The sequence below is a fragment of the Actinokineospora auranticolor genome, from assembly GCF_002934265.1.
GTDB classification, from domain to species: domain Bacteria; phylum Actinomycetota; class Actinomycetes; order Mycobacteriales; family Pseudonocardiaceae; genus Actinokineospora; species Actinokineospora auranticolor.
The window spans coordinates 124598-140886 of record NZ_PTIX01000017.1; the positions used below are offsets into that span (position 1 = coordinate 124598).

At 72.5% G+C, this 16289-nt stretch carries 16 protein-coding genes; 4 read left to right on the forward strand and 12 right to left on the reverse strand.

Going from position 1 to position 16289, the window contains the following annotated elements:
* The first annotated feature begins 68 nt into the window (after positions 1-68).
* On the forward strand, positions 69-419 hold the full coding sequence (locus CLV40_RS26215) for a hypothetical protein (RefSeq protein ID WP_104481647.1): 351 nt from the start codon (positions 69-71) through the stop codon (positions 417-419).
* Positions 420-700: 281 nt separating this feature from the next.
* On the opposite strand, the gene CLV40_RS26220 is transcribed toward CLV40_RS26215, so the two are convergent.
* The 3 genes from CLV40_RS26220 to CLV40_RS26240 form a co-directional block, all read right to left on the reverse strand.
* Positions 701-1099: a DoxX family protein gene (locus CLV40_RS26220; protein ID WP_245931582.1), complete on the reverse strand. Its 399-nt coding sequence runs from the start codon at positions 1097-1099 to the stop codon at positions 701-703.
* 1466 nt (positions 1100-2565) lie between these two features.
* A complete protein-coding gene (locus tag CLV40_RS26235; RefSeq protein WP_104481649.1) occupies positions 2566-3264 on the reverse strand; it encodes an SRPBCC family protein in 699 nt (232 codons plus the stop codon).
* Positions 3265-3278: 14 nt separating this feature from the next.
* Positions 3279-3860 carry an ArsR/SmtB family transcription factor gene (locus CLV40_RS26240; RefSeq protein ID WP_104481650.1) on the reverse strand — a complete coding sequence of 194 codons (582 nt, stop codon included), beginning with the start codon at positions 3858-3860 and terminating at the stop codon, positions 3279-3281.
* A gap of 111 nt (positions 3861-3971) precedes the next feature.
* On the opposite strand from CLV40_RS26240, the gene CLV40_RS26245 reads away from it, so the two are divergent.
* Positions 3972-5003 (forward strand): TRM11 family SAM-dependent methyltransferase, encoded by a 1032-nt coding sequence (locus CLV40_RS26245; RefSeq protein ID WP_104481693.1) that lies wholly within the window; start codon positions 3972-3974, stop codon positions 5001-5003.
* Complete coding sequence (locus CLV40_RS26250; protein WP_104481651.1) at positions 5000-5605, forward strand: hypothetical protein; 606 nt, start codon at positions 5000-5002, stop codon at positions 5603-5605. The genes CLV40_RS26245 and CLV40_RS26250 overlap by 4 nt, the downstream gene beginning before the upstream one ends.
* On the opposite strand, the gene CLV40_RS26255 is transcribed toward CLV40_RS26250, so the two are convergent.
* Genes CLV40_RS26255 through CLV40_RS26265 form a run of 3 tightly spaced genes read right to left on the reverse strand, consistent with a single transcriptional unit; the run spans position 5571 to position 7329 of the window.
* Positions 5571-6023 carry a hypothetical protein gene (locus CLV40_RS26255; protein ID WP_181043747.1) on the reverse strand — a complete coding sequence of 151 codons (453 nt, stop codon included), beginning with the start codon at positions 6021-6023 and terminating at the stop codon, positions 5571-5573. The two genes, CLV40_RS26250 and CLV40_RS26255, sit on opposite strands and share 35 nt — an antisense overlap.
* On the reverse strand, positions 6020-6778 hold the full coding sequence (locus tag CLV40_RS26260; RefSeq protein ID WP_245931580.1) for a methylated-DNA--[protein]-cysteine S-methyltransferase: 759 nt from the start codon (positions 6776-6778) through the stop codon (positions 6020-6022). Before CLV40_RS26260 ends, CLV40_RS26255 begins: the two co-directional genes overlap by 4 nt.
* Complete coding sequence (locus CLV40_RS26265) at positions 6775-7329, reverse strand: RNA polymerase sigma factor (RefSeq protein WP_104481653.1); 555 nt, start codon at positions 7327-7329, stop codon at positions 6775-6777. The genes CLV40_RS26260 and CLV40_RS26265 overlap by 4 nt, the downstream gene beginning before the upstream one ends.
* Positions 7330-7728: 399 nt before the next feature.
* Between CLV40_RS26265 and CLV40_RS26270 the strand changes: the two genes are divergently transcribed.
* Positions 7729-8103, forward strand: a complete 375-nt coding sequence (locus tag CLV40_RS26270; RefSeq protein WP_104481654.1) for a hypothetical protein — start codon at positions 7729-7731, stop codon at positions 8101-8103.
* Between the two features lie 12 nt (positions 8104-8115).
* On the opposite strand, the gene CLV40_RS26275 is transcribed toward CLV40_RS26270, so the two are convergent.
* From CLV40_RS26275 to CLV40_RS40425, 6 genes are read right to left on the reverse strand one after another with little or no spacing between them, the layout of a single operon-like run.
* Complete coding sequence (locus CLV40_RS26275; protein WP_104481694.1) at positions 8116-9024, reverse strand: PDR/VanB family oxidoreductase; 909 nt, start codon at positions 9022-9024, stop codon at positions 8116-8118.
* Positions 9015-10373, reverse strand: a complete 1359-nt coding sequence (gene accC, locus CLV40_RS26280; RefSeq protein ID WP_104481655.1) for an acetyl-CoA carboxylase biotin carboxylase subunit — start codon at positions 10371-10373, stop codon at positions 9015-9017. Before accC ends, CLV40_RS26275 begins: the two co-directional genes overlap by 10 nt.
* Positions 10373-10876 (reverse strand): acetyl-CoA carboxylase biotin carboxyl carrier protein, encoded by a 504-nt coding sequence (locus CLV40_RS26285; protein ID WP_181043748.1) that lies wholly within the window; start codon positions 10874-10876, stop codon positions 10373-10375. The genes accC and CLV40_RS26285 overlap by 1 nt, the downstream gene beginning before the upstream one ends.
* The gene (gene accA / locus CLV40_RS26290; protein ID WP_104481656.1) at positions 10876-12567 is read right to left on the reverse strand and encodes an acetyl-CoA carboxylase carboxyl transferase subunit alpha; all 1692 of its coding nucleotides are present in this window, start codon (positions 12565-12567) and stop codon (positions 10876-10878) included. Before accA ends, CLV40_RS26285 begins: the two co-directional genes overlap by 1 nt.
* A gap of 10 nt (positions 12568-12577) precedes the next feature.
* Positions 12578-14119, reverse strand: coding sequence for a PfaD family polyunsaturated fatty acid/polyketide biosynthesis protein (locus CLV40_RS26295; protein ID WP_104481657.1), 1542 nt, complete (start codon positions 14117-14119; stop codon positions 12578-12580).
* On the reverse strand, positions 14116-16182 hold the full coding sequence (locus CLV40_RS40425) for a beta-hydroxydecanoyl-ACP dehydratase (protein ID WP_219824119.1): 2067 nt from the start codon (positions 16180-16182) through the stop codon (positions 14116-14118). The genes CLV40_RS26295 and CLV40_RS40425 overlap by 4 nt, the downstream gene beginning before the upstream one ends.
* Positions 16183-16289: the final 107 nt, after the last annotated feature.

Here is a 16289-nt window from a genome sequence, read left to right on the forward strand (position 1 = left end):
CCCGGCTCGAGGTCACAAACTCTGGGCAATCGGTTTCCGATTGTAGATCACACGAGAGCGGAGTTCACATGGCAGCCACGCGCGATCCCATCACGGCGGCGGAGGCGGTGCGCCGGTTCCCGGAACTGGCGATTCTCCTCGACCTGCGCGACCACGACTGGCGCTTCCACCTCCTGCAGGAGAACGACGACCTGGTGGCCGTCGCCGCGACCAACAGCACCGACAGCCACACCGACGCGGTGTTCGTCTTCGACCGCCACCACGTCCTGGCCAACCGGCTGGTGGGCGACGGGGTGGTGTGGATGAAGGACGGCACGGACCTGACCGAGGTCGTCACCGACCTGCTCGCGCTGCCCGCCCCGGGCGAGCCGGGGGCCCCGAACCTGGTGATCCGCTCGAGCACCCTGTGGATCCCGTGAGCACCGGCGGAATCTGGCAGGTGGTCCTAGGACTCGTCATCCCATCGGTGGCCGTTCAGGTCAGCTTGCTGTGGTGGAGCCCTACTCGCAACCGCCGAAATCACTGATGTTGTGTTTAATTGTAGGCCACGAATATGTGACGATTACCTGCGCTTTCCTCGACCGCGTGAACCACGTCATGGCACACACTGGCAATTTGCCACGAACATCGGACCACCGGAATGGTCCTAGGACCACGCGGAAAGGCCCCGGGCGGTTTCGCGCCCGGGGCCCGTGGCCCGCTACCCCCGGCGCAGCGCGAAGCGGCCGGGGCCGAGCACGGCGATCAGCAGGAACACCCACGAGAGCAACGCCGCCTGCTCGCCCATGTTCTGCAGCGGCAGCAACCCCATCGGGGCGTGGACGGCGTAGGCCATCACACCGGAGCTGACGAACGCGGCGGTGCGGGTGCACAACCCCAGGACGACGAGTCCCCCACCAGCGACCTCCAGCGCGCTGCCCCAGAAGTCGGGCCACGTCCACAGGTCCACCGCGCCGCCGACCCCGTCGATCCCCCCGAAGAGCCCGAAGCCCTGCAGGCCGCGGGACAGGTAGAGGAAGCCGACCACGACCCGCACCGCCGCGAGCACAACCGGCGCGAGGCGGTTGTCCACATGCGCCTGACTTGTCCACAGGCTCAGCTTGCGCGGTTCCCCACCACCACCCGGCCAATAGACTGGTTTCGGGGTGCCCCCCTGGGAGGGTGGGGTCTGTCGTCCGGGCCGGGCGGTGTCGATCTTGGCGTGGGTGTCGTCGGACGAGGGTCGCGTGTTCATCGGAGACTCCTGGGATCGGCGAGGGCTCGAGTGGTGGTCGGGTGGGACGCCACTGCGGACGCGTTGGGACGCTTGGGGTTGGAGGGCGCTGAGGAATCGACGAAGCCGGGCGAGCAAGGGAAGCCGGGCGAGCAAGGGAAGCCGGGCGAGCAAGGGAAGCCGGGCGAGCAAGGGAAGCCGGGCGAGCAAGGGAAGCCGGGCGAGCAAGGGAAGCCGGGCGAGCAAGGGAAGCCGGGCGAGCAAGGGAAGCCGGGCGAGCAAGGGAAGCCGGGCGAGGGTGGGGTGGGTTGGCTGGCCGGTGCGGGGGCAGGTGCTTCGAATCGAGGGCTTGAGCGGTGGGGTGAGCGGTGCGGCCTCGGGGCGAGTGGGGGCAGGCGCGGATGTTGCGAGCAAGCCAAGGCGGATCCGAGGTGGACCAGGAGAACGCACGGGCCCACGACACGTTGCGGAAGAGCGAGCTGCCTGGGGCTGTGGTTGTCGCGGTCGGCGAGCTAGGGGCGCGGGAAGGCGGGTGCTGGGGACGCCGGGCGAGCGGGATGTGGTCGGGGTCGTGCGGGGTGGAGCGCCTGGCAGTTAGGTGTGGGGGCGGCGTTTCGAGTCGAGGTGGCTCGAGCATTGGGGGCGAGCGCTGTGGCGCGGATCTGGGGCGGGCAGGGGCGCGGATGTCGCGAGCGGGCCGGCCAACGCGGATCCGGGGTGGATCAGGAGAACGCGCGGACCCACGACGCGTCGAGGAAGAGCGTGGTTGTTGTGGTCGGCGAGCTAGGGCGTGGCCGGGCGAGCGGGATGCGGTTGGGGGTTCGTGTGGGGTGGAGCGCCTGGCAGGCAGGTGTGGGCGCCGGCGCTTCGAGGTGAGGCGCTGGGGTGAGTGCTGCGGCGCGGATCTGGGGCGGACAGGGGCGCGGATGTCGCGAGCGGGCCGGCCAACGCGGACTCGAGGTGGATCGGGAGAACGAGCGGGCCCTCGACGCGTTGGGGAAAGGCTGGCTGGGAGGGGCCGTGGTTGTTGCGGGCGGGCGCCGGGCGAGCGGGATGCCGGGGGGTGGTGGGCACTTGGCTGGCAGGCGTGAGGGCAGACGCGTCGAGCAGAGGGGCTCGAGAACTGGGGGTGAGCGGTGCGGCCTCGGGGCGAGCGGGGGCACCTGGCCGGAGGAGAACGCGCAGGCCCACGACGCGCCGGAGAAGGGTTGGCTGCCTGGGGTGCGGGGGCAAGGCGCGGGCGCTGGGGAGTGAGGGGCGGGACCGTGGAGCGAGGCCGCGGGCAACGGGCCAGGCACCAGGGAGGGGAGGCGTCCCCGCCCGCGACCCCCAGATCGCGGGCGAGGTGGGGATCAGGCGTAGACGGCGTCGAGCCAGGTTTGCCAGGCGGCGGTGGTCTTCTCCGGGTCGGCGGGCTCGGTGAACAGGTGGTGCGCCAGCGACACCGGGGCGCCCCAGGGCTCGCGGCAGTAGAAGCGGTACAGGGTGTCGCCGTCGCGCAGGCCGATGAACTGGCCCTCCAGGTAGTCGACCTCCGCGTCCACCCCCAGCCCCTCGATCCGCACCCGGTCCCCCACCGCCGTCACGCCCAGGGCTCGGCGGAGGACGTCGACCGCGCCCGGGGCGTGGGAGGCGGCCGGGCCGTCGGCGGCGACGTAGGTGGCGCCGCGGCCGGGGAAGTGCTTGACGTACTGGCCGAGCGAGTGCAGGTAGAAGTCGGTGTGCTTGCCCGCGCCGTCGTACTGGGTGTCCCAGTCGTCGGTGAAGATGCCGCTGTGCACGTACCGGAGCACGGCCGTGCCGCCGTCGCGGGCCTCGATGACGTGCTCCAGCGCGTTGAACCAGCCGTCCGGGCCCTCGGTGCGGACGGCGACCTCGTGCGGCGGGTCCCACTTGGTCACCCGGCTGCCCTGCGCGTCGACGGTGCCGTCGGCGGGCGGGTACGGCATCGGGAACAGCCAGGACCCCTGGTTCTCGGTGACCGCGGCGAAGATCTGCGCCGGGGTGGCCTCGAGGACGACCTCGCGGCGGATCTCGAACTGCTTCGACATGGCACAAGCTCCTTCTAGTTCTTCAGGCTGGGGTGCAGGGCGACGACCAGGCGGTGCTTGCGCCCGCCGGGGGCGTCCTCCGCGTGGTGGCGGCGGACCAGGTCGGCCACCGCCTCTTGCAGTTCACCGGCGAACGCGGCGCGGTCGGCGGCGGTGGCGAAGGTGAGTTCCGAGTCGATCGCGTAGGTGGCGAGCCGCTGGTTGGCGGCGGTGGCACCGGCGATGAGCCGACCCAGCTCGCGCACCAACCGGGCCGCGAGGGCCAGCAGCCAGCGCGCGGAGAGCTGGTCGGGGGCCCGGGCCGGGTCGGGTTCGACCGCGGACAGCGCCGCGGGCGAGATCACGTACGAGGCCGCCGTGGCGCGCAGCACCCGTTCGGTGCAGTTGCCCCGGCGCCGCTCCTCGACCAGCTCCACCAGGCCGTGCTTCTCCAGCGCCCGCAGGTGGTAGTTCACCTTCTGCCGCGGCAGCCCGACGGCCGCGGCCAGCGAACTGGCCGAGCCGGGCTCCGCGAGCGCGGCCAGCAGGCGGGCGCGCACCGGGTCCAGCGTGACCTCGGCAGCCGCCGGGTCCTCGATCACCGCTACGTCGAACATGGGCCTAGCCTGTCACCGACAACTTTTCTTGTCAAGGATGAAGTGGGTTGTCGGTGACCCGGGCGCCGTATCATGGCCCTGACCACCGCGAACACACCGAATCGGGAGCCCATGACCACCCACGTCCTGCTCGTGCGACCCGCGCTCAACCGCGTCTACGCCGAGTCGTCGGTGGACCTCATGGCGGCGGAGCTGGCGGTGTTCAGCGACCGCCTGCTCGGCGGCCGGGTGCGCGACATCGCCCCGGTCCGGCTCAGCGGCGTCCCGTACCTGGGCTTCACCTGCCCCGACCTGGGCCCGGACGACGCGGCGCGGCTGGCGAACCTGTCGTCGGCGTACGCGCTGTTCGAGCGGCGCGGCGACCTGCTGGCCCCGGTGGAGCTGACCCCGCTGGACAAGTTCGACGACGACCTGGTGACCATCCAGAAGTACCCGGGTAAGACCAACGAGCACTTCACCAAGCTGCTGCTCAACCTGGCGGTCGTCTCCTCCGCGTCCGCCCAGGACATGCTGACCAGGCGGCTGCGGGTGCTGGACCCGATGTGCGGGCGCGGCACCACGCTCAACCAGGCCCTGACCTACGGCTACGACACCGCGGGCATCGACGTCGACGGCAAGGACTTCGACGCGTACGCGCAGTTCATCCAGACCTGGCTCAAGCGCAAGCGCGTCAAGCACCAGGCCGACACCACCCGCGTGCGCCGTGACGGCAAGGTCATCGCCCGCCGGTTCCAGGCCTCGATCGGGGTCACCAAGGAGTCGTACAAGGCGGGCGACGCCCTCGACCTGGACTACGTCAACGCCGACACGACCGAGGCCAACCGGTTCCACCGCGCGGGCACCTTCGACGTCATCGCGACCGACGCCCCCTACGGCGTCCAGCACGGCAGCCGCGCCACGGGAGCCCTGCACCGGGGCCCGCTCGAGCTGATCCGCGCCGCGATCGGCGGCTGGGTGGGCCTGCTGCGGCCGGGCGGGGCCCTCGCGATCTCGTGGAACACCAACGTGGTTCCCCGAGCGTCCCTTGTGGACGCACTGGCCGCCGCCAACCTCGAACCCCTCGACGAGGGCCCGTACCTGGGCTTCAGCCACCGCGTCGACCAGGCCATCGTGCGCGACATCGTGGTGGCGAGGAAGCCTTGACCGCCGATCTCCGGCGGTGGCTGGAGAACCTGGTCAGCCGCGCGGTGACACCGGGAGAGGCCACTGCCTGGGCCAGGTCCCGGGTGCTGGGGCACAACGAGTTCAGCGACCTCCACTGGGACCTGCTGGTCGCGCTGGGCGCGGCGGGACAGGCGAACCACACCCACGAGTCCGCCGAAGAGTTGCTGGTCCGGTTCCTGACCGAGCCGCCCGGCCCGCCGCGCCCGCGCACCGTCGTCGACATCGACCACATCCTCACCCCGGTGAGATCCCTTGTGTGGAGCGAGAAAGAGGCGGAAGCCTACGCGCGCCGGATCACCCACATGTTCGAATGGGCGCCCGGCATGGACGACAACTGGATCGACCTCGCCTGCGGGCCCGCGTTCGACGCGGCCATCTACGTGAAGCGACCGATCGTCATCGCGCGGGTCGACTTCCGGGTGCACGGTCACCCGGGGCTCGCGCTCATCCCGGTGGAATCGGCGCTCGAACCGCGTTTCACCGCGAGCCCGGGCCTGCTTGAGGAAACATTCCAGCGGCAGCTCCCCGGATTCCCGGACCACGCCTTCACCGCGAACGACCTGATGTTCCTGGGCCACTGAGGTTCCGACACCAGGTCACACTCCGGTCGAGGATAGTCCACTCAGTACCGTCCGCGCCCGCGCCGCGCAATCCTTCGACGCCTGCCAGCCCATCCCAGGCCATACCGGCGAAAGCCACTGTCCTACCCGGACGCCACTCCGGCATCGCCGCCAGGCGCCCGCCGATGCCGGTCCAGGAGCGGGCCTGGTCGGCGATCACCCACGCGTCCGGGGCGCCGCCCGCGAAGCGGCAGGCGGACCGCAGCCAGGACGCCGCGGTCGCGGGCCAGCTCACCACCGCGCCGATCTCGCCGTCCCAGGCGTCGAGGAACGCCCGGGCCGACGCGACCGAGGCCGGGTCCCGACCGTGGCCGAGGTTGACCAGCGTGCCCAACCGCTTGACCAGGGCCAGGACCGTGGCCAGTTCGGCGGACGTCACGCCACCGGTCCGCACCGCTCGCACGGCCGGTAGCCCGCCTGCACCGCCTGGGCGACCGTGCGGAACGCCCGCCGGGAGGCCGCCGGGACCGACCGGATCCGGTCGCACGACGGGTAGCACACGACGCCGTCGTGGCCGACCACCGCGCGGCGGGCGTCGGCCAGCGCGCGCATCTCGTCCACATTGGACTCCTCGGCGCGCAACAGGTCCTCCTTGACATCCGCGCCGAAGACGTACTGCCCCAGGTGGCCGTCGGCGCGAACCACGCGGTGGCACGGGATCAGCACCGGCACGGGGTTGTTGCCCAGCGCGGTGCCGACGGCGCGCACGGCCTTGGGGCGGCCGATGGCCTTGGCGATCCACGCGTACGGGCGGACCTGGCCGACCGGGATCTCGCGGGTCGCGGTGAGCACGTCCCGCTCGAAGGAGGTCAGCGTGCGCAGGTCGACCGGCGCCTCCTGGGCGCGCGCGGCGTCGGGGAAGAGCCCGGCGGGCACGGCCGCCACGTGCTGCAGCGGCCGGTTGAACCGCTGGTGGAAGTGCTCCCGGAAGACCTCGGCCCGGCCGCGCACGGACGCGGCGGTGCGGATGTAGCTGACGCCGACGTCGGTGTAGGCGAGGAACAGCTCGCCGACCGGGCCGGGGACCGTCGTCCACCGGCCGAACAGCCGGGTGGTCAGGTCGAGGGACAGGGGGGCGGCCAGGCCGCCCAGCGCGGCGGTCAGCTGGTCGGGGGTCTCGTCGTGGGCCATCATCGGACGACCTCCTTCGCGTACTGCTCCCGCAGCCGGGCCAGGCCGCGGGAGATGTGGGACTTCACGGTGCCCTCCGGTGCCGCCATGACCGCGGCGATCTCGGCCACGGGCAGGTCGACGACGTGCCGCAGCACCACGGCGACCCGCTGGTTCTCGGGCAGGGTCGAGACCAGCGCGGCCAGCTCGCCGCGGGTCTCGGCGTCCGCCACCTGCTGCTCCACGCTGGGGCCTGCCGTGGCCCGCTCGGGCAGCTCGGCGACGGCGACCACCGGCCGCCTGCTCGCCGCGCGAACGGTGTTGCGCCAGGTGTTGAGCAGGATCGTGAGCAGCCACGACCGGGGGCGCAGGGCGAGGATGCGGGACCGGTCGTAGCCGCGCAGCGCGTGGTAGGCGCGCAGGAAGCACTCGGCGGCCAGGTCCTCGGCGTCCCGGCCGCCGACCCGCAGGGCGACCGAGAGCACCACCCGCTGGTGGGTGCGGACCAACTCGGCGAACCCCGCGTCGAGGTCGTCGGCGATGGCGGCGAGGACGGCCGCGTCTGGGTCGGTCATACCAGGTGAACACCGCCACCGCGCCAGCCGTTGCACCCGCGCCTCGGGTCGACCGCAGGGTACCGCCTGTGGGGCGCCCTCGCGGACCGGACCGAGCTGGGCGCCCGGGTCCCCGGAAGTGGTCGTGGCGCGACTACGGGTGGGGCAGGCAGCGCGGCCCCGGGTCGTTGCGACGACGTGGGAGCACTCGGTAACGGGGGCGGGACTCCCTGTTCGGGCGAAAACCCGCACGCCTCGCTCGGCTGCCCGGTCGCCACCACGGAGCCCGACTCCGGGTTACGATGCCCAGGCCCGTGGACAACTCGCTGGACGACGGTGTGGTGGCGTGGATTGCCCGGCCGGTCGCGTGTCGAGGAGTTGGGTGCCCCTGTCGGTGCGGGGTGGATGAGGGGGTAGTCGATGTTCATCGCCATGGTGGGCGTCGTGGTCGCGGTGGTGCTGTTGTGGCACCTGTTCGCGGTGGTCGCGAGACGGACCGGCGAGGTGGCGCGTCCGTGGGGCATCCGGGCGAAGGCGACCCTGATCGGCGCGACCGCGGTGTGCGCCTTCAGTGCCCTGAAGGTGTTCGGCAGCGGAACCGACTACCGCTGCCTCTACCCGGACCCGTCCCACGGGCCCACCTACCTTCCCCAGCGGTGGCCGTGCGGGGAGATCTTCGAACAGGTTCCCGGTTTCATCAACACGTTGTTCTTCGTCCTGCTCGCCGCCTTCGCCGCTTGGGTCGTGATCGCGACGCCCGGCCGCGCACAGGACTCGGACGACGAGCGCGACTGATCCGCCCACGGGTCACAGGTCCAGGACGAGCCTGCCCCGGCCGCGCGACACGCAGATCATCATCGTCTTGCCGGACTCCTGCTCCGCCGCCGACAACACCGAGTCCCGGTGGTCGACCACGCCGTCCAGCACCGTCGTCTCGCAGGTGCCGCACGTGCCCTCGCCGCACGACGACACCACCGGGATCCCGCTCTCCTCCACGACCTCCAGCACGCTCACGTCAGCGGGCACACTCAACACCTGCCCGGTCGACGCGACCTCCACCTCAAACCCCGAGCGCTCCCCCGAGTCCTCCCGGGGCGCGAACCGCTCCACCCGCAGGGAGCCCGTCGGCCAGGAGGCGCAGGCTTGTTCGACCGCGCCGAGCAGTCCTTCGGGACCACAGCAGTAAACCGCGGTGTCGGGTGTGGGGTTTCCCAGTTCGACGTCCAAGTCCAGCAAGCCGAGCTCGTCCTGCGGCCACAGCACGACCCGGTCACCGAAGCGCTCCACCAGTTCCCGGGCGAAGGCCATGCTCGCCAGGGACCGACCCCCGTACACCAGCCGCCAGTCGACGCAGCGGTCGAGCATCGGCAGCAACGGTGTGATCCCGATGCCGCCCGCGATGAACAGGTGCCGCTCGGCGGGTACCAGTGCGAAGTTGTTGCGGGGCGGGCTGATCCGCACGATGTCGCCGACCCGCAGGGCGTGCATGAAGCGGGAGCCGCCGCGGCCCGCGGGGGCGTTGAGGACGGCGATGCGGTACCGGTCCGCCCCGACCTCCCCGCACAGCGAGTACTGCCGCAGCACACCCGCGCCGACCTCGACGTCGATGTGCGCGCCCGGCTCCCAGGCGGGCAGGTTGATACCCGCCAGGTCCAGGGCCACCACCCCGTCCGCCACCACCGAGCGGGACGCGACCGCTACCTCGATCACCGGGATCCTCCGAACAGCATGTCCCCCACCAACGACGTGTCGTGCTTGCCTTCCCGGAACACCGGGTTGTCCATCACCGAGTGCAGGAACTCCGCGGTGGTCGCCGCGCCCGGGCCGTCGACGCGCAGTTCGGTCAGGGCGGCGCGCATGCGGGCCAGGGCGACCGCGCGGTCCGGGCCCCAGACGACGACCTTGGCCAGGAGGGAGTCGTAGGCCGACGGGATGCGGTAGCCGTCGAACAGGTGGGTGTCGACGCGGACGAAGGGGCCGCCCGGGGCGACGAAGGACCGCACGGTCGCGGGGGCGGGCGCGAAGCCGCGGGCCGGGTCCTCGGCGTTGATCCGGCACTCGATCGAGTGGCCGGCACACGCCACGTCCTCCTGCCCGTAGCCCAGCGGCTGCCCGGCCGCCACGCGCAGCTGCTCCGCCACCAGGTCCAGGCGGGTCACCATCTCGGTCACCGGGTGCTCCACCTGGAGGCGGCAGTTGACCTCCATGAAGTAGTACCGGTTCTCGGTGTCCACGAGGAACTCGAACGTCCCGGCACCCACGTACCCGGCAGCCACGGTCGCACGGACCGCGGCGGCGCCCATCTCGGCGACCAGCGAGTCCGGCAGGCCCGGCGGCGGCGACTCCTCCACCAGCTTCTGGTGCCTGCGCTGCACCGAGCAGTCGCGGGCGCCCAGGTGGACGGCGTTGCGGTACCGGTCGGCCAGCACCTGGATCTCCACGTGCCGGGCCGACTCCAGGTACCGCTCGACGTACACCCGCCCGTCGCCGAACACCGCCTGGGCGTCGAGCCGGGTGTCGCGGTAGGCGCGGGCGAAGTCGGCGGCGTCGCGCACGATGCGCATGCCGCGGCCGCCGCCGCCCGCCGCGGCCTTGATGATGACCGGGTAGCCGATGCTGTCCGCAAGCGCTTGCGCCTCGGTGACCGTGTCGATGGCCTCGGTGCTGCCGGGCAGCAGCGGGAGCCCCGCCTGGACCATCATCGAGCGGGCCACGGCCTTGTCGCCCAGCTTCTGCATCACCGCGGCGGGCGGGCCGATGAACACGATGCCCTCGTCCTCGCACACCTCGGCGAAGTCCGGGTTCTCCGACAGGAACCCGTAGCCGGGGTGGATCGCCTCGGCACCGGTCCGCTTGGCCGCCTCGATCACCGCCGGGATGTGCAGGTAGCTGCCCCGCGACGGCGGCGGTCCGATGTGGACGGACTCGTCGGCGAACCGGACCACGGCCGAGTCGCGGTCGGCCGTCGAGTAGACCGCGACCGTGCGGATGCCCAGTTCGCGGCAGGTGCGGGCGACCCGGAGCGCGATCTCACCGCGGTTGGCGATGAGGACGGTGCCGAACATCAGGCCGTCTCCGGGGTGTAGGCCAGCAGCGCCTCGCCGTACTCGACCGGGGTCCCGTCGGCGACCAGCAGCTCCACCACGCGCCCGGCGCCGTCCGCCTCGACGGGGATCATCAGCTTCATCGCCTCGACGATGCCGATCTGCTGCCCGGGCGCGACCACGCTGCCCTCGGTGACGAACGGGTCCGCGCCCGGCTCCGGCGACCGGTAGAACACGCCGACGGTCGGCGACGACACGTGCCGCACCGCCACCTCGGGCTCGGCGACGACCTCGGCCGCGCGCGGTGCCAACGCCAGCACGGGGGCGGGCACCTCGGCCGGGCCGATCGACGGGGCGACGGCGACCACGGTGTCCGCGAAGGACAGTTCGACGCCGACCTCGCCCGCGGTCACCTTGATCCAGCTCACCGGCCGCGCCGACTGCGCGCACAGCGCGAGCGCGTTGGCCCGCACGGCGTCCAACACCTGCTCCGGGCTGCCCACGGCGCTCTCCATGGCGGTCATCAGGCGCTCTCCCTCTCTGCGATGTCCTGGTCGAGCAGGTCCGGGGCGGTGACGCCGAACCGGCGGAAGCGGGCGTGGCGGCGCGGGACGAGGTTCATCGCGTCCAGCGGCATGAGCGCCCGCAGGGTGCTGGTCAGCGCGGTGCGCATCGCGGCGGCGGCGAACCCGTGGTCGGTGTGCGCGCCGCCCTCGGGTTCGGGCACCACGCCGTCGACGACGCCCTGCTCCAGCAGGTACCGCGCGTCGACCCGCAGCGCTTCCGCCGCCTTGGGCGCCGCGGCGGCGTCCTTCCACAGGATGGCCGCGCAGCCCTCCGGGGTGATCACCGAGTACATCGCGTTGGCGCACATCAGGACCCGGTTCGCGACGGCCAGCGCGAGCGCGCCGCCGCTGCCGCCCTCACCGGTCACCACCGCGACGGACGGCACCGGCAGACCGGCCATGAGCCGCAGGTTCTCCGCGATGGCGACCGCCTGCCCGTCGGTTTCCGCGTCGACACCCGGGTACGCGCCCGCCGTGTCGATGAACGTCACCAGCGGCAGCCCGAGCTTGGCCGCGATCCGCATGAGCCGCGCGGCCTTCCGGTACCCGGCGGGGCTGGGCATGCCGTAGTTGCGCTCGGCCAGTTCGGCGGCGGTGCGGCCCTTCTGCGTGCCGACCACGACGACGGGGATGTCGTCGAGGTAGGCGAGTCCGCCGACGATCGCCTTGCAGTCGGCCGCGCGCCGGTCGCCGTGGAGTTCGACGAAGCCGTGCGTGACCAGGTTGATGTAGTCCACAGTGGTCGGTCGTCCGAGGGTCCTGGCCAGCCGCACGACCTCCCACGGGTGCCGCTCCGGCAGGTGGGCCGGATCGGTGATCAGCTCGGGACCGGCCTCGCCCGGACTCGCCTCACCGCGCCGAGACGCGACCGCGAGGATCCGGGCGATGGTTGGGCGGAGCTGGTCGCGGGTCCGGATGACGTCGACGATGCCGTGCTCCAACAGGAACTCCGCAGTCTGCAGGCCCTCGGGCAACTTCTGCCGGATCGTCTGCTCGATGACCCGAGGGCCCGCGAAGCCGAGGCGCGCACCGGGTTCGGCGATGATGACGTCGCTGAGCGTGGCGAAGGACGCGGCGACACCGCCGAAGGTCGGGTCGGTGACCAGGGTCAGCGTGAGGATGCCCGCCTCGTCGAGCTGGCCGAGCGCCTGGCTGGTCTTGGCCATCTGCATGAGGGAGATGACGCCCTCCTGCATCCGCGCCCCGCCGGACGCGGTGACCAGCAGCAGCGGTGTGCGCTCGCGCAGCGCGGTCTCGGCGGCCTGGGTGATCGCCTCGCCGACGGCCGCGCCCAGGCTGCCGCCCAGGAAGCGGAAGTCCATGACGGCGGCGATGACCGCGTGCCCGCCGATCGTGCCGCGCGCGCAGACCACGGCCTCGTCGAGACCGGTGGCGGAGCGGGCCGTGCGCAGCCGCTCGGGGTAGGCGACGGAGTCGACGAACCGCAGCGGGTCGTGGTCACCGACCGCGAGGTCGAGCAGCCGCAGCGAGCCCTCGTCGAGCAGGTGCGAGAGCCGTTCGGGGGCGTTGAGCACGGCGTGGTGGCCGCAGTGCGGGCAGACCTTGGCCGCGCGGGCGAAGCGCCTGCCGTAGACCATCTCGCGGCAGCCCGGGCAGAGCAGCCACACCGATCCTCGGGGTTCGGTCACCGTGTCCTCCTCAGGGAGCCGGGCGGTAGGTCGTGCACGCGGCGGGCAGCCGGACGCCCGCGCCGGTCAGCGCCGAGACCCGGGCGGCGAACGCGGCGCCGCGCATGAGCTGCGCGGCCACGTCGGCGACCGCGCGGTTCTCGACCGGCGCCAGGAACGTCCCGGCGGCCCAGGAGTTGAACGCGCCCATGGCGGGCCCGCACCAGACCTGGTAGTCGGCGGCGCGCTCGGGGTCGCCGGACATGCTCCACCGGGAGGAGAGGCCCAGGTACCAGCGGAAGATGAGCGCCATGCGGCGCTTCTCGTTGCCCTCGGCGCGCGCGACCTGCTCGGGGTCACGGGCGCTGAAGTACTCGACCGTGTCGGCCCAGACGTCCTCCAGCGGGCGGCGGAAGACCTTCTGCTCCAGCTCGGCCCGGTCCCGGGGCGGGATCGAGTCGATGCCGTCGTGGCGGCGGTAGAGGTCGAACAGCTTCTTGGCGCGCCCGACGAACATCGTGCCGCGCTTGAGGACCTGCACGTCGACGCCGAGCTCGAACATGTCCGACGACGGCGCCATCTCGCAGTCGGTGACGTCCGCGGTGGCCAGCAGGCGCTTGACCGCGGGCGACTGGCCGGACTCCACGGTGGACTGGTTGACCGAGCCGGTGACCACGTAGGCGGCGCCCATCGCGAACGCGGCGAAGGCGGCGGACGGGGTGCCGATGCCGCCCGCGGCGCCGACGCGGACCTGCTTGGCGTAGCCGAGCGCGGACTGGAGGGAGTCGCGCAGGCGCAGGAGTTCGGGCAGCAGGACCGGGAGCGGGCGGCGGTCGGTGTGACCACCGGAGTCCGCCTCGGCCGTGATGTCGTCGGCGACCGGCACGGACCGGGCCAGCTCGGCCTGCTCGTGCGTGATGTCACCCGCCTCGACCAGGCCGCGCAGGATGGAGTCGGGGGCGGGGCGGATGAAGCGCTCGGCGACCTCGGCGCGGGAAACCTTGGCGATGACCCGGTTCTCGACGCCGCGCTCGCGGGACAGGCCGCTGGCCCGGTACCGGACGATCTGCGGTGTCAGGTCGAGGAACGCCGACGCCTCGACGCAGCGGACCTTGTGCTCGAGGCACAGGTCCACCGTGGAGCGCTCCATGGCGAGTTCGCTGGGGCTGTGGATGAGGTTGCAGGAGAAGGGCGCGCCCGGGGCTTCCCGGGCGATCTCCTGGAGGGCCTCGGCGACGCGTCCGGGGACCGTGGAGGCGGCGCCGTAGGAGGCGAGGTAGCCCGCGCGGGCCATGGCGGCGACGAGCCGGGGGGACGCGATGCCGTTGGCCATGGCGCCCGCCATGTAGGCCAGGCGGACGCCGTGGTCGCGGGTGAAGTCCGGCGCGCCCAGGCGTTCCGGGGTCATCGGGGGGACCGCGGCCAGGACCGTGCCGGACGAGCGGGCGACGCGCTCGTCGTTGGTCGCGCCCACCCCGCCCTGCGCCACGACGAAGCAGGGCCGTTCCAGGTCGGCGAGCACCGAGTAGACCTCGGCGGCGGTGCGGGCCAGGGGTTGGGTCAGCGCGGTCATTTCGCCCCCACGCCGCGGCACTCCACGGCGACGTCGTCGAGTTGGTAGATGCGCATGCCGGGCTTCCACACGCTCGCGTCGGCGACGACGCGGACCCGCTGGTCGCCGCGCTCGACCCGCTTGAGGTGCACCTCGAGGGTCATCTCCCCGTCGGTGGCCAGGATCTGGCCGCGGTAGCGCCAGGACAGCGGCAGACCGGCCGGGAGGACGAACTCCGGCGCGACGAGCCCGTCGGCCAGGCCCGCGTCGACCAGCCACTCCTGCATGGCCTGGATGACCGCCTCGACGCCGAGCGAGCCGGGCATCACGGGGTCGAGGTGGAAGTGGCGGCGGAAGAACCAGTCGGTCTCGCGGATCGGCTTGACCGCGCGCAGGTAGCCGAGGCCGTGGTCGCCGCCGCCGTCGACGACCTGGACCTCGTCGATCAGGTGCAGGTGCGCGGTGGAGCGGGCGGGACCGTCGGTCCCGCGCCGCCCCACCGCGATGGTGCGCACCCGGGGAGCGGAGGCCTGGCGCTCCAACCAGGTGGGCACGTACGCGCCGCCGTCGAGGCCGGTCTGGTTGGCCAGCGCCCGCTCGTTGAAGAACCCGAACAGGGACTCGCCGCGGTAGAACGGCTCGCCGTCGACGGACAGCTCGTAGGTGAAGCTCTGCAGCACCGCTCCACTGAGGACGCTGGTGTTGGTCAGCTCGGAGTGCTGCTGGATGGTCTTGTCCCGCAGGTCGACCTCGCGCAGGACGGTGGCGGAGCCGTCGAGGTTGCGGAGGCTGAAGTCGTCGTTGGGGTCGGTGAGGGTGGCACCGAGGTAGTAGCCGAGCAGCAGCGCGGACTGCAGCGAGGTCTCCATGTAGATGACGTTGGGCATGGAGGCGTTCGCGGTCTCGGCGTAGTACCACGAGTCGGCGGGCGAGTCGTACTCGGTGTCACCCGCGGCCCGGGCGAGCTTGTGGCGCTCGCCGTCGACGTGCATGACCCGGTCGCAGAGCCGGAGCCCGCCGCTGGGCATGCGGGTGGCGCGGCGGCCCGCGGTGCGCGCGAACTCGGGGCCGAGGGTGATGGCCAGGTCGCCGCGCGAGCTGTGGATCATGTGGAACTCGTTGAGCAGCGCGGGTTTCCCGTCGGCGTTGCGCCTGCCGAAGTCGCGCGGGATGGCGCCGCCCTGCTCGGGCCCGATGGGCACGCCGGGGCGTTCGCGGACCTCGAGCTTGAGGCCGTGCACCTTGGCGACGGTGATCCCGTTGGCGTGCAGGGTGACCTCGGCGGTGAGGCGGGGGCGCGGGATCATGTCCAGATCGGACAGTGCGAGGGCGACGTCGACGTCGCCGGTGACCGGGGCGGCCAGTTCGACCTCGGCGCCCTGGGCGGTGAACTCGGCGTCGGGCAGGCACAGGTGCAGGCCCAGGTTGAGCGCGATGACCTGCGCGGCTTGCAGCGCGACCTCGGTGACGGCGGTGACGGTGAAGTCGGTGAGGTGCGCGGTGGCGTGCAGCGTCCCGTGGTTCCACTCGCCCGCGCGGCGGGTGGTGTGGGTGACCTGGGTCAGGGCGCCGTGGGTGGGGGTGTGCAGGCGGATCTCGGGGTTGAGGCCCTGCTGGTCGTAGGGGCGGCCGAAGACGGTGGCGATGGCACCCGCGCGGAGGTGGTCGAGGTCCTGGCGGGTGAGGGCGGAGGCGGTGGTGCGGGCCAGGGCCTTGAACGCGCCTTCGGTGGTGGCCGGTTCGGGGTAGCGGCGCTCGCCGGGGGCGGTGATCTCGGTGGCGACGACGGCGTCGGGCTGGATCGTGACGACGAAGTGCCGTGCGGGGCCCTGGATCGGGGTGGGCACGACCGCGGCCGGGAGCGCGGTCTGCTGGTCCGCGGCGGGCGGGGAAGCGATCCGAGCCGTGCCGTGCTGGGCGTGCGGGCCCGACCCGTTGGACCGCGAGTCGATCTGGGGCGCGGCGTACCGGGCGGGGAGCCCGGCGGACCGGGTCACCTCGGCCAGTCGCGCGTACTGCATGGCCTCCTGCGCGGCCAGCGCGGAGGCGTGCGCGGCCACCAGGCTTTCCCGCAGCCGTGCCACGACCTGGGCGGCGTGGTCCCCGGGCGCGGGCCGGAGTTGTCCACAGGCCTCGTCGTCGAACCCCGGGTTCTGTCGGTCCCCCGGAGTAGCGTTGATTTCGGGGGTCC

What these genes read in the sequence shown, in the direction of transcription:
- CLV40_RS26215 (WP_104481647.1), top strand. Translation starts at nt 69, where the DNA reads ATGGCAGCCACGCGCGATCCCATCACGGCGGCGGAGGCGGTGCGCCGG.
- CLV40_RS26235 (WP_104481649.1), bottom strand. Translation starts at nt 3,264, where the DNA reads ATGTCGAAGCAGTTCGAGATCCGCCGCGAGGTCGTCCTCGAGGCCACC.
- CLV40_RS26240 (WP_104481650.1), bottom strand. Translation starts at nt 3,860, where the DNA reads ATGTTCGACGTAGCGGTGATCGAGGACCCGGCGGCTGCCGAGGTCACG.
- CLV40_RS26245 (WP_104481693.1), top strand. Translation starts at nt 3,972, where the DNA reads ATGACCACCCACGTCCTGCTCGTGCGACCCGCGCTCAACCGCGTCTAC.
- CLV40_RS26260 (WP_245931580.1), bottom strand. Translation starts at nt 6,778, where the DNA reads ATGATGGCCCACGACGAGACCCCCGACCAGCTGACCGCCGCGCTGGGC.
- CLV40_RS26265 (WP_104481653.1), bottom strand. Translation starts at nt 7,329, where the DNA reads ATGACCGACCCAGACGCGGCCGTCCTCGCCGCCATCGCCGACGACCTC.
- CLV40_RS26270 (WP_104481654.1), top strand. Translation starts at nt 7,729, where the DNA reads ATGTTCATCGCCATGGTGGGCGTCGTGGTCGCGGTGGTGCTGTTGTGG.
- accC (WP_104481655.1), bottom strand. Translation starts at nt 10,373, where the DNA reads ATGTTCGGCACCGTCCTCATCGCCAACCGCGGTGAGATCGCGCTCCGG.
- CLV40_RS26285 (WP_181043748.1), bottom strand. Translation starts at nt 10,876, where the DNA reads ATGACCGCCATGGAGAGCGCCGTGGGCAGCCCGGAGCAGGTGTTGGAC.
- CLV40_RS26295 (WP_104481657.1), bottom strand. Translation starts at nt 14,119, where the DNA reads ATGACCGCGCTGACCCAACCCCTGGCCCGCACCGCCGCCGAGGTCTAC.